Origin of the sequence: Micromonospora lupini (assembly GCF_026342015.1) — a bacterium.
GTDB lineage: Bacteria > Actinomycetota > Actinomycetes > Mycobacteriales > Micromonosporaceae > Micromonospora > Micromonospora lupini_B.
In genome coordinates this window covers 605,295-617,714 of record NZ_JAPENL010000003.1, presented here as the reverse complement: position 1 = coordinate 617,714, position 12,420 = coordinate 605,295, and the positions used below count along the sequence as shown (strand labels likewise).

9 protein-coding genes are annotated in these 12,420 nt (G+C 70.3%); 6 read left to right on the top strand and 3 right to left on the bottom strand.

The window, feature by feature from the left end:
* Positions 1–76 precede the first annotated feature (76 nt).
* From OOJ91_RS30855 to OOJ91_RS30845, 3 genes are all read left to right on the top strand, one after another.
* Positions 77–2,047, top strand: a complete 1,971-nt coding sequence (locus OOJ91_RS30855; protein ID WP_266250544.1) for a CRTAC1 family protein — start codon at positions 77–79, stop codon at positions 2,045–2,047.
* A complete protein-coding gene (locus tag OOJ91_RS30850) occupies positions 2,044–3,099 on the top strand; it encodes an enediyne biosynthesis protein (RefSeq protein WP_266250542.1) in 1,056 nt (351 codons plus the stop codon). The genes OOJ91_RS30855 and OOJ91_RS30850 overlap by 4 nt, the downstream gene beginning before the upstream one ends.
* A 134-nt stretch (positions 3,100–3,233) precedes the next feature.
* Positions 3,234–4,175 carry a hypothetical protein gene (locus OOJ91_RS30845; protein ID WP_266250540.1) on the top strand — a complete coding sequence of 314 codons (942 nt, stop codon included), beginning with the start codon at positions 3,234–3,236 and terminating at the stop codon, positions 4,173–4,175.
* Here OOJ91_RS30845 and rph read toward each other — a convergent pair.
* Entirely contained in the window at positions 4,166–6,799 is a 2,634-nt protein-coding gene (rph, locus tag OOJ91_RS30840) for a rifamycin-inactivating phosphotransferase (protein WP_266250538.1), read from the bottom strand. The two genes, OOJ91_RS30845 and rph, sit on opposite strands and share 10 nt — an antisense overlap.
* 310 nt (positions 6,800–7,109) lie before the next feature.
* On the opposite strand from rph, the gene OOJ91_RS30835 reads away from it, so the two are divergent.
* Both OOJ91_RS30835 and OOJ91_RS30830 read left to right on the top strand, forming a co-directional pair.
* The gene (locus tag OOJ91_RS30835) at positions 7,110–7,691 is read left to right on the top strand and encodes an alpha/beta fold hydrolase (protein WP_266250536.1); all 582 of its coding nucleotides are present in this window, start codon (positions 7,110–7,112) and stop codon (positions 7,689–7,691) included.
* Between the two features lie 112 nt (positions 7,692–7,803).
* Positions 7,804–8,640: an alpha/beta fold hydrolase gene (locus OOJ91_RS30830; RefSeq protein WP_266250534.1), complete on the top strand. Its 837-nt coding sequence runs from the start codon at positions 7,804–7,806 to the stop codon at positions 8,638–8,640.
* A gap of 39 nt (positions 8,641–8,679) precedes the next feature.
* Here OOJ91_RS30830 and OOJ91_RS30825 read toward each other — a convergent pair whose 3' ends face one another.
* Both OOJ91_RS30825 and OOJ91_RS30820 read right to left on the bottom strand, forming a co-directional pair.
* Positions 8,680–9,393, bottom strand: a complete 714-nt coding sequence (locus tag OOJ91_RS30825; RefSeq protein WP_266250533.1) for a hypothetical protein — start codon at positions 9,391–9,393, stop codon at positions 8,680–8,682.
* 171 nt (positions 9,394–9,564) lie between these two features.
* The gene (locus OOJ91_RS30820) at positions 9,565–11,208 is read right to left on the bottom strand and encodes a glycoside hydrolase family 27 protein (protein WP_266250531.1); all 1,644 of its coding nucleotides are present in this window, start codon (positions 11,206–11,208) and stop codon (positions 9,565–9,567) included.
* A 270-nt stretch (positions 11,209–11,478) separates the two neighbouring features.
* On the opposite strand from OOJ91_RS30820, the gene OOJ91_RS30815 reads away from it, so the two are divergent.
* Entirely contained in the window at positions 11,479–12,372 is an 894-nt protein-coding gene (locus OOJ91_RS30815; RefSeq protein ID WP_266250529.1) for an SGNH/GDSL hydrolase family protein, read from the top strand.
* Positions 12,373–12,420: the final 48 nt, after the last annotated feature.

Here is a 12,420-nt window from a genome sequence, read left to right as displayed (position 1 = left end):
GCGGACCGCTGTCACCCACGACCGCACCACCCGACAGCCCGACCCGGCCGGGTCGGGCGCAACCCGAGGGGGATCGTTGCCACCGAAACCAGTGGGTCCGCTGCGCAGACTCATTCCCGTCGTCTTCGTCCTGGTACTCGTCGCGGGGCTGTTCACGATCTCGCGGCTGCCGTCCGCATCAGCGGCGGACCGACGCGCGATGGCGTCGCAGTTCGCGTTCACCGAACTGCCAATCGCCCTGCCGCCGGGTCTGCCGCAGCGCACGATCCGGACGGTGAACCCGAAATACGAGCACATCCGGTCCTGGATCTCGTCGGTCGGCGCCGGAGTGGCGGTCAACGACCTCGACGGGCAGGGCGGCGCCAACGACCTCTGCCTCGTCGACCCCCGCAGCGACAGCGTCATCGTGACTCCGGCGCCCGGCGGTGGCGCCCGCTACGCGCCGTTCGTACTGGATCCGGCGCCGTTGCCGATGGGATCGGCGATCGCCCCGATGGGCTGCACGCCCGGCGACTTCAACGTCGACGGCCGTACGGATCTGCTCGTCGTCTACTGGGGACGGACACCTGTCGTGTTCCTGCAAGCCGGCGACGCGGCGAGCCTGAGCCTCGCGTCGTACCACCCGGTCGAGCTGATCCCGCAGCAGCAGACCACCGACGGCCGCTACCGGGGGCCGCTGTGGAACACCAACGCGACAGCGGTCGCCGACTTCGACGGCGACGGCCGGCCCGACATCGGAATCTTCAACTACTTCCCGGACTCCCAGGTGCTCGACGCGCGGGGCCTGCCGAACGTGCAGATGAACCACTCCATGTCCCGCGCGCAGAACGCGGGCGGAGCGCACATCCTGCGGTGGACGGCGGCCACCACCGGCGCCGAGCCGAGTGTCACCTACGAGCAGCAGAGCGCGATCGACCCCCGGTACGCCACCGGCTGGACGCTCGCCTCGGCCTCCGCCGACCTCGACGGGGATCTGCTACCCGAGCTGTACCTCGCCAACGACTTCGGCAACGACCGCTTCTTCCACAACGTGTCGACCCCCGGCCAGATCAGTTTCGCCCTGGCGGAGGGCCGCCGTGGCCCGTTGGACCCCAAGTCGCTTGTCGTGGGTCACGACTCGTTCAAGGGGATGGCCGTCGACTTCGCCGATCTGCGCGGCAGCGGCCGGTTCGACGCCTTCGTCAGCAACATCACCGAGTCGTGGGGGCTGGAGGAGAGCAACTTCGTCTGGCAGAACACCGCGGCGAACCCGCAGGAGGCGCGGGATCGGCTCTCGAAGGGCATCGCTCCCTTCGAGAACAGGGCGTCGGCGAAGAACCTCGCCTGGGTCGGCTGGGGCTGGGACGTCAAGATGGCCGACTTCGACAACAGCGGACGGCTCGTCGTCGTGCAGTCCTGCGGCTTCGTCAAGGGCACCGTCAACCGGTTCAACTGGCTTCAGGAACTGGCCGCCAGCAACGACCTGATGCTGCGGGAGCCGGACATGTGGCCCAACGCGCAGCCGGGCGACGACATCGCCGGCTCGAACGCGCTGGCGTTCTGGGCGCCGGAGGACAACGGCCGCTACGTCGATCTGAGTCCGCAGCTCGGACTGGACGACCGAACCCCGACCCGCGGTATCGCGGTGGGTGACACCGACGGCGACGGCCGCCAGGACTTCGCGGTGGCACGCCAGTGGGGACCGCCCGCCTACTACCACAACACCAAGGCGCAGGTAGGCGAGTTCCTCGGGCTGCGGCTGCACCGGCCCACTCTCGGCGCCGCCACGGGCAACGACGCCCGCACCCCGGCGTACGGCGCGCAGGCCCGGGTGACCACGGCCGACGGCCGCACCCAGCTCGCCCAGCTCGACGGCGGCGGCGGGCACTCGGGCAAGCGCAGCTTCGACCTGTTCTTCGGACTCGGTGACCAGGGCGGCACGCCCGTCACCGTCGAACTGAGCTGGCGCGACCTCGACGGCGTCCAGCATCAGCAGACCCTGCCCCTCTCCGCCGGATGGCACGACCTCACGCTCACCGACCGAGCCCAGGAGCTGACCACACCATGACGGACGTCAAACGCGCCCCGGTGGGCGTGACCACCACGGCCGAGGTCGCCGACGCGACCCGCAACGGCAGCAGGCCGGACCGGGCACTTGCAGGCGTCGACACGCGACCGCCCGTACCCCGGGTGGACAAGCGCGACCCCCGCTACCTGGCCCTGCGGAACTTCGCCATCTCCATGTCCATCCTCAACGTGCTCGGCTACACGGTGCTCGGGTTCGAGCAGCCCTGGACCTGGCCGCTGTTCGCCCTGGCGATCGGGTACACGGTCGAGTTGGCGATCGAGGCGGTCGCCGCCCGCTCCCTGGGCCGCCGGCCGGCCTACAGCGGCAACGGCGCGTGGGGCGTCTACACGTTCCTCCTGCCGACCCACATCACCGCGCTCGCGGCCAACATGCTGCTGTACGCCAACGACATGTTCTGGCCGATCGCCTTCGCCGTGGTCGTGGCCGTCGGGCAGAAGGCCGTGCTCCAGGCCCCGATCGCCGGACGTATGCGGCACTTCATGAACCCGTCGAACTTCGGCATCACCATCACGCTGCTCGCGTTCTCCTGGGTCAACGTGGCGCCGCCGTACCACTTCACGGAGAACGTGCCGGACGTCTTCCGGATGTTCATCCCGATGGTCGTGCTCACCGCGGGCACGATCCTCAACGCGATGCTCACGAAGAAGGTCGCGCTGATCGTGGGCTGGGTCGGCGGCTTCGTCATCCAGGCCCTGATCCGGCACTACGTCTGGGACGTACAGCTCTGGTCGGCGCTGAGCATCATGACCGGGGTGGCGTTCGTGCTCTTCACCAACTACATGGTCACCGATCCGGGCACCACGCCCTCCAAGCCCCGCTTCCAGTTCATGTTCGGCGCCTCGGTGGCCATGGTGTACGGCGTCCTGATGCTGTTCAACGTCGTCTACACCCTGTTCTTCGCGGTCACGATCGTCTGCCTGGCACGGGGTCTGTTCTGGTGGAGCAGGTGGCTCACCGAGCGGCGCGGCGCCCGCACCGCGGTGCAGCCGGTGCCGCCGCCGGCGGCGGTGGAGCTGCCGATCGCCCGCTGACCCCGCCGATCGACCGAACCGGCCGGTCGTCCTCCCCGCGCGGGATACCGCAAGCAGGAAGACGACCGGCCGGTTCGCGGCGCGGAGAATCAGTCACTGCATCCCGCCGTCACAGATTTCGGAAAGAGGCTGCCATGACCGCCACACAGAGACCGGCCGTGCAGACCCCGATCTCCCCGACCCCGACACGCGCCGGCCGGCGCGGCGCGCTGATCGTGGGCAGTGTGCTCGCGGGAATCGCGCTGGCCCTGCTCTGGTCGTACCAGTTCGTCGACCAGACGATCGGCGACAACGTCGCCAACACCCTGCTGGGCCACGACGCGAAGGCGACAGCGATCGGCGGCACCGCGGCGGGCCTGCTGTTCGCGTTCGTCTCGGGATTGGCGGGCACGTTCACGGCCTGCAACATCGCCATGGCCGCCTCGGTCGGGCCGATGACACACGCCGGCGCGGGCGGCTCACCGGCGGCGGGGCTGCGCTTCATGCTCCGGCCGGTGGGCCTGCTGGCGCTGGGCATGGTCGTCGTCTCCGCCACGTACGGGTTCGTCGGAGTCCTGCTCGGCGACTCGCTGCCGCAGTTGTCGACGGCGACGACCGCCGGCGGCATGCCCGTGCGACTCGTGCAGTCCGTGGTGGTGTTCGGCCTGATCGGTCTCGCGTTCATCTATCTCGGTCTCGCAGCTCTCGACAAGGTCCCGGACCCCTTCGCCCGCCGCCCGTTCGCCCGCGTCTTCGTGCTCGGCATGCTTGTCGGCGCCTTCCTGATCGGCCGGCCGTACCCGTTGTTCCACAAGCTCTTCAAGTGGGCAGCCGACAACGGCAACCCCCTCTACGGTGCCGCGGCCTTCGTGCTCCAGTCGCTTGGCAACATAGCGATCGTGGGCATCCTGTTCGCACTCGTCGTCCTCGTCACCCGCGGCGGGCTGATCCGCTGGCTGTCCGCGCGACCGGCACGCACCCTCGCGGTCACCGGCTCGTTGCTGCTCGCGCTTGGCGTCTTCACACTCGTCTACTGGACCATCCGGGTTCCGGCGATGTTCGGCTACGGCTGGTTCCCGACGATGCCCTACAACTGAGCGCTGCCGTCGGCCTCGTTAGGCGATGGCAGGATCTCGACGTACCCGTCGGTGCCGTGCACGCGGATCCGCTGCCCGTCGCGGATCAGCCTGGTCGCGTCCGCCACCCCGACCACTGCGGGCAGCCCGTACTCCCGGGCGATGACCGCCCCGTGGGTCATGAGGCCGCCCACCTCCGTCACCAGGCCCTCGACCGCGACGAACAGCGGTGACCAGCTCGGGTCGGTGTAGGAGGTGACCAGGATGTCGCCGGGTTCCAGCTCCGCCTCGGCGATGTCAGGCAGGACGCGGGCCCGGCCCTCGACGACCCCACCGGAGACTCCGAGACCGACAAGCGCGCCGGTCGGCACATCGTCGCGCCGGTACGCCCCGGCGATGGCCTCACCCTCCGAGGTGAGCACCCGTGGCGGCGTGAGCGTCTGGTGCCACCGGAACGCGTCCCTCCGCCGCGCGACGAGGTGGTGGTCGACCTGGTGCGTCCGCACGACGTCGTGCAACTCCGAGAAGGTGAGATAGGCGATGTCGTAGTTGTGGCGCAGCACGCCGGCCCGCACGAGACGCTCCGCCTCGGCCAGCAGGGCCTGCTTGTATCCGAAGTAGCGGCTGATGATGGCGTACTTCGGATACTCCCGGTACCCGATGAAGGTGCGGACCCGGTCGATCATCCGCGCGGTCTCCTCGGCCTTCCGGTCCCCGTCCGGCAGGGCGCGCAGCCGTCGCAGCAGTTCCTCGCGCTTCTGCTGCGCCTCCTGACGCCCCTGCGCGAAGCGCCGTCCGGCGGCGCCCGGCTCGACGAGCCTGATGTTGTCGAGGATCAGGGGCACGAGCGTGGTGGGGCGTTCGCTCCAGCGTGGTCTCGTGATGTCGATCTCGGCGACGCAGCGCATGCCGTACCTGTCGAGGTAGGCCCGGATGGCGTCGCGCGCCCGCGTCCCGCCCGCGAGCCTCGGCAGCGCGTCGAGGAAGCCGTCGTCGTCGACCTCCTTGAGGAAGGCCACCACCTCCGGGTACGGGCGGATCACGTCAGCGACGTCGAGCAGCGCCAGCCCCATCTCCGACGTGATGTTGCCCGGGGCGGAAAGCGTGAGGGTGTCGGCGGCGTTCCTCTCGCCCAGCCATTCCCCAAGCTTCTCGTTGAGCCACCAGGTGGCCTGCATCCCCGCCATGATCGCCTGCATGCTCAGGGGATCACTGAGGAGTCGCTTGTGCTCCTCGAACGCGTCCAGCAGGAAGTCGAACAACGCCGGTCCCGTCACCGTCGCGATGTCACGCCGCAGGGCCGCGAGCGACGCCTCGCTGCGCTCGACCAGCTCGGCGACGATCGCCGGGTCGTTCTCGATCGTGGCGGGCGCGTCGCTGAGCCGCGGGAGACCGGGGCCGTCCTCCGCAAGCGTCGGTACGAAGTCGGGGCGGGCGAGGACGGTCTCCAGCGCATCCTTGGTCAACGGATCTGACGTCTCCGCCATCCGGAGGAAGCCGGCGCGGCTCGCGGGCGATGCCAGGAGCCGGGTGGCGTCGACGAACAACCTCCCGCCGGCCTCGTGCATCGGCGCCATGGCAGTCAGTTGCCACATGGAGAGCCCCAACGGCTTCATGGCGTCGGTCATCATCTGCTGGTGGCCGACGGAGAGGTAAACGTGGTTCTCCCCGTCCCCGGCCGTCGCCGGGATGGGGAACAGCGTCGTGATCGGCCGACTCTGCACGATCTCGATCTCACCGTCGACCAGGCACCATTCGACGTCCTGCGGGTCGCCGAAGTGCGCCTCGATCCGCCGCCCCACCTCCACCAGCCGCAGGACCTGCGCGTCAGTCAGCGCCGGCTGCTCCTGTCGTTCCGGGCTGACCGCCTCCTTCGTGGTCCCGCCGGTCGGCAGCGCCCGAATGGCGAGACGCTTGGCGGCGATCGTCCTGTCGACGATCGCGCCGTCGCGCACCCGGTAGGCATCCGGGTTCACCAGACCGGAGACCAGGGCCTCGCCGAGGCCGAAGCTGGCCTCCACGGAGGCGACCTTCCGGTTGGACGTCACGGGGTCGGCCGTGAAGAGGACGCCCGCCGCCTGCGCACATGCCATCTTCTGCACGACGACGGCCAGGTGGACCGTCCGGTGGTCGATGCCGTTGCGCTGACGGTAGGTGACCGCGCGCTCGGTGAAGAGCGACGCCCAGCACCGGCTGACGGCCGTTCGGACTGCCGCCGGGCCCCGCACGTTCAGGTACGTGTCCTGCTGGCCCGCGAAGGAGGCCGTCGCCAGGTCCTCCGCCGTGGCGCTGGATCGCACGGCGTAGGCGTCTTCCTCGCCGTGCTGACCGAGTGCCCGAGTGATGGCCGCCTCCACGTCGTCGGGCAGGGCGGCCCCTTCGATGATCCGCCGGATCTCCGCGCTGCGGTCGCGGATCGCCTCCCGGTCGTCCGGCTTCAGCCGCGACAGGTGGTCGAGCTGATCCTCGATCGAGGGCACGTCGGCCAGGACCCGTCGGAAGGCGTCGGTCGTCACGCAGAAGCCAGCAGGTACGCGGATGCCGTCGAGCCGCGACAGCGCCCCCAGCCGGGCGCCCTTGCCGCCGACGGTCGCGACATGCGTCTCGTCGACCTCGTCGAGACCTCGCACATACTGGTCGATCATCGTGCCCCGTTTCGTCGTCCGTTCCGGTGTCCGGCGGACGATTCTGCGGCAAGACCCGGGTCTTGCGGCAAGGCCCCCGTTGCGATATACGTTGAAGTGGGAACGGATACCAGTGGTGTTTTCCCCCTGGTCCCCGCCCTTGCGGCAGGCCGTCTCGCACGTCCCCTCCGGCCTCCACGCACTGCGCGATCCCCGTCGAAGCGCAATGCGGCAACGCCGCTCACACCGCCGTCGGCGCACGTTGCCGCGTCGACGCGGCGCGCACCGGGTATCGGAACCCGATCGGGTGAGTACGCGAGAGGGGACCGTGATGGCAGCGACAGCGCAGATCCTGTTCGTTCAGGGTATTGGCGCCGGCACGCACGACGAGTGGGACAACAGGTTGTTCGACAGCCTGCGGCACGCGCTCGGGGACTCGTACGAGGTTCGTTACCCACGGATGCCCGACGAGGACGACCCGAGCTACGTCGCCTGGAGCGCCGCCCTCCGGCGGGAGATCGCGGCACTTGACGACGGCGCCGTCGTCGTGGGCCATTCGATGGGCGGGGCGATCCTCGTCCACGCGCTCGCCGAGCGGCCACCCGAGCGGGACCTCGCGATGATCGTGCTGGTCGCCGTCCCGTTCGTCGGCGCGGGCGGCTGGCCCGGTGACGAGTTCGAGTTGCCGCACGACCTCGGCGCCCGGCTGCCGCGGGGCGTACCGGTGCGGGTGTTCCACGGGCTCGGGGACGAGACGGCCCCGCCGTCGCACGCGGACCTGTACGAGGGCGTCATTCCGCAGGCGCGGGTGTACCGGCTGCCGGGGCGCGACCACCAACTGAACGACGACCTCGGTGAGGTGGCCGCGGTGATCAGGCTCGGAGACGACGCCGGCACGTCACCGCCGCGCTGACCCCGCCTGCTTGCTGGCCGGGGGCGTCAGGGGTGCGTCCGACGTCACTTGACACGGTCGGCTAATCGTATTAGCTTGAAGCTAACGCAATTAGCCAACCGTGGAGGTTCCGATGACCGAGTACCTGACCGTCGAAGGCGGCACCCTCGCGTACGAGGTGACAGGCGCCTCCGGGCCGCTCGTCGTCCTCGCTCACGGCATGGGTGACAGCCGTGCGGCGTACCGCTTCGTCGTGCCGCGCCTGGTGGCCGCCGGGTACCGGGTGGCAGCGGTCGACCTGCGGGGTTGCGGCGAGTCGAGCGCGCAGTGGTCCTCCTACAGCCGCACCGACATCGCCGGGGATCTGCTCGCGGTGATCCGCCACCTCGGCGGTCCGGCCGTGCTCGTCGGTCACTCGATCTCCGGCGGGGCAGCCACCATCGCCGCCGCCCGGGCGCCCGAGATGATCACCGGCATCGTCGAGCTGGCACCCTTCACCCGCAAGCAGTCGATCAAGCTGAGCGATCTGCGGGTCGCCCGTTACCGCAAGGGCATGGCCCGTCTGCTCGGCACCGGCCTGCTGGGCAGCGTGCCGCTCTGGCGCAGCTACCTCGACATCGCCTACCCCGGGCGAAAACCTGCCGACTGGACCGCCCGTACGGCCCGGATCGACGCCATGATGCGCGAGCCCGGTCGAATGGCGGCGATGCGCAAGATGGGCCAGTCGGCGCCCGTCGACGCGGGGGCCCAACTGGCTAACGTCCGCTGCCCGGCCCTGATCGTCGAGGGCACGCTCGACCCGGACTGGGCCGACCCGAGGGCCGAGGGGGAGGCGATCGTGGCCGCGCTGCCCGCCGGGCTGGGTCAGCTCGAGGTCATCGAGGGCGCGGGTCACTACCCGCACGTGCAGTACCCCGACGAGACCGTGACCCTGCTGCTCGCCTTCCTGGGCACGCACGCCCGCGCCTAGGGCTCGCCCCGCCTCCGGAGCGCGCCGTCGACGCCGCGGTCAGGCCAGCAGTTGCTCCCGCATCCGCGCGCCCAGGTTGATCCGTCCCACCGCGCGCGGGCCGGCCGGATCGTGCACGTCCACCGTGTTGTTGCGGCGCATCAGCGCACGGACCGGCGGTGGCAACCGGGGCGGATCGTCCATCGCGGCGAGGATCTGCGCGGCGCTGGTGATCAGTCGATCGACGAGGGCGGCGGCGTCGGTGTCCACCCGCACCCGGCCGTACTCCCAGCCGGCGGTGGTGAGGTCGAGCACCTCGAACACGTGGGTCACCAGCGGGTTCGGGTCGGTCACCCGATCGAGGCGGGCCGCCCGGCCGCCGACCACCGCGACGGCGGCGGCCACCTGGGCGTACGGGTGGAAGCCGCACGGCAACGCGAACAGCGGCCACCGCAGGCCGGGACCGGCCTCCATCCACAGCGGCCGGTAGTTCCGCCTGTGCACCAGGAGCCGCCGGCCCGTCCGCCGGTGGATGTCCTGCGCCTGCGCCCGCAGATCCATGTGCGCCTCGTCGGCGACCTGGTGCAGAACCCGGGCCGCCACCACCAGGCCGTCGTCGCCGTCCAGCACTCCGGTCGCCGCGTCGACCTGCGCGGGGAACGGAACCCGCGCGTGGTTGCCGTATCCGTGCTGGAGGTCCCGCAGCAACGCCTGCTGCCGCTCCGGGTCGAGTTGCACCCGCCCGCCGCCCAGCAACCGCTGGAGCCAACGCATGTCGCCTCGTTTCAGCAGAGCCGTCCCGAACCGTGGCAATGCTATGCGCCTGACGATCCTCGGGTGCCGCAGGGGTGAGCGCGGCGTGTGCCGGCCGGGCGACGCGCGGGTCGGTGCCCGCGACCGCGCCCGGCCGGCCATGCCCTGCCCCCGGCTACCGGGGTCGGCCGCTCAGCTGCGGCTCCACCGCTGGCTGGCTGCGCCGTTGCAGTCCCAGATCTGGGCGCGTGTGCCATTCGCCGTGCCGTTGCCCACCAGATCCAGGCAGCGGCCTGAGGCGACAGCCGTGATCGAGCCGTCGGCGTTGAACCGCCACTGTTGGTTCGCCTGGCCGTGACAGTCCCAGATGATCACCGACGTCCCGTTGGCGGTAGCGGCGTTGAAGACGTCGAGGCACTTGTTGCCGTAGACCCGCAGCTCCTGAGAGCTGGTCGAGGTCCAGGACTGGTTGGCCTGACCGTGGCAGTCCCAGATGATGGCCGTGGCGCCGTTGGTCTGGGACGCGCCGTTGACGTCCAGGCACCGGCCGGCGGAGGTGCTGCGGATCGCCGACGTCGTGCTCGGCGGGGGAGTGGTCGGCGGGGGAGTGGTCGGCGGAGGAGTGGTCGGCGGGGGAGTGCCGCCGCCGGTGACCAGGAACATGGCGGCGCCATGTGCCGGCACCGACGCGCTGATCGTGCCTGTCGACGTCGAGGTGGTGTGGGACCACAGGTCACGTACGGCGTACGAGCCGGCGCTGCCGAGCCCGAGCGCGCTGGCCGTGGTGGAGATCGTGGTGGTGCCGCTGCCCCGGTTGAGCAGGACGGTGGCCACCCCGCCGGTGGACATCGGCTTGCGCCAGACCTCCAGGTCACCGGTGTCACTGATCTTGCGGCCCTGCTGACCGCCCCAGTCCTGGTTGACGGCGATCACGTCGGTGTTGGTCAGGATCGTGCGGGTGGCCGCCGACATGGTGCGGATGTCGTTGCCGGCAAGCAGTGGGGCGTTCAACAGCGCCCACAGGCTGAAGTGGGCCCGGGACTCGGTGTCCGTGGGTCCGTTGCCGACCTCCAGCATGTCCGGGTCGTTCCACGCGCCGGGCCGGGCGTACGACTCCTTGCCGACCTGCTGGTCGAGGATGCCCATGATGGAGTTCCAGTTTCCACCGATGTCGCCCGTGGTACGCCAGGAGTTGCCCACCCCCGCGCCCCAGGTCCAGACGCTGTCCTGCCCCCAGCTGCACAGGCTGTAGAGGATCGGCCGGTTGGTGGCGGCGAGCGCGTCCCGCATCGCGGTGTAGCGCTGCTGCGCGCTCCGACCGAGATGGTCGCCGCAGTTGTCGTACTTGAGGTAGTCGATCCCCCAGGACGCCCAGAGGTTGGCGTCGCGTTGCTCGTAGTTGATGCTGGCCGGGTACCCGGCGCAGGTGAGGGTCCCGGCCGAGGAGTAGATGCCCAGCTTGAGGCCCTTGTCGTGGACGTAGTCGGCGAGGGCCTTCATGCCGCTCGGGAACTTCTGCGGATCGGCGACCAGGTCACCGCTGCCGTTGCGCTGCTTGGTGGACCAGCAGTCGTCGATGTTGACGTAGCGGTATCCGGCCGCTGCCATGCCGCTGGAGACCAGCGTGTCGGCCGTCTGCCGGATGAGCGTCTCGTTGACGCTGCATCCGAACGAGTTCCAGTCGTTCCAACCCATCTGCGGTGTCCGGGCCAGCCCGTTCTCCAACGCCTGCGCGGGTTCGGTGGTGGTGAGCACCAGCGCGCCACTGACCACGGCGGTGCCGAGGGCGGCCGCGAGGAACGCGGGAAGCAGTAGGGCGATTCTTCGTCTGAGCATGTGCACTCCTTGCGGGTGGTTGGCGGCGAGGGCCCCCGGCCGGCCCGCAGGAGCCAATTGCATAGACCATCGACAATTTAACCCGTATGACATATGACGTCAACGTCCCCGGCATGCGGCGCTGGTCGAGGGTCGCCGGAGTTCGCCGCGCAGCCCTTCCGGCCCACACCGTGGGACAGTGTTTAGTGAGGGCTGTCTATATTGACGTCGCTCGGCGACGGCGACAGGATCTCGGCACCACCACCGCCGCGATCTCCCCTGGGAGGCGTCATGCCCCGTCCCCGCCTGCCGCTCCTGCGGGCAGCCACCCGACTCGCCGCGCTCGCCGCGGCCACCGCCGGTGTGCTGCTCGCCGTCGCCACACCCGCCAGCGCCGCGGTCCCCACCGGCCGCTACGTCGCGCTTGGCGACTCGTACACCGCCGGTCCGCTGATCCCCAGCCAGGTCGACCTGAACTGCCTCCGGTCCAACCGCAACTATCCCTCGCTGGTGGCCGCGGCCGCCGGCTCGGCGTCGTTCGCCGACGTGAGCTGCTCCGGCGCCACTACCGACGACATCCTCTATGGCGGCAGCGGCCAGCTGGGCATCACGGTGCCACCGCAGCTCAACGCCGTCACGTCGAGCACGGCGCTGGTGACGGTGCAGATCGGCGGCAACGACATCGGCTTCTCCGGAATCATCAGCGAATGCGCGGAGGCGAGCCTCAGCAGTCCCCTCGGATCGCCGTGCAAGAACCGGTACACCGCCGGCGGCACCGACCAGTTGCAGGCCCGGATCGCGGGCACCGTGCCCAAGGTGACCACAGTGCTGCAGGCGATCCGCCGGGCCGCACCGGGCGCGCGGGTCGTGGTGCTCGGGTATCCGGCGATCCTCCCCGACAGCGGGTACGGCTGCTGGCCCGTGGTCCCGATCGCCTACCAGGACGTGCCGTACCTGCGGACCATCGAGAAGTCGCTCAACGCCATGCTGGCCGGCGCCGCGGCGGCGAACGGCGCCACCTACGCCGACGTCTACACGCCGTCGATCGGTCGCGACGCGTGCAAGAGCAGCGGCACCAGGTGGATCGAGGGGCTGGTGCCGCAGAACTCGGCCGCGCCCTTCCACCCGAACGCGCGCGGTGAGCAGGGCATGGGCAGCGCGCTGCTCGCCACCCTGAACAGCTGACCGAACACGTTCGGGCCGGCCCCGTCGCGCGACGACGGCGGGGCCGGC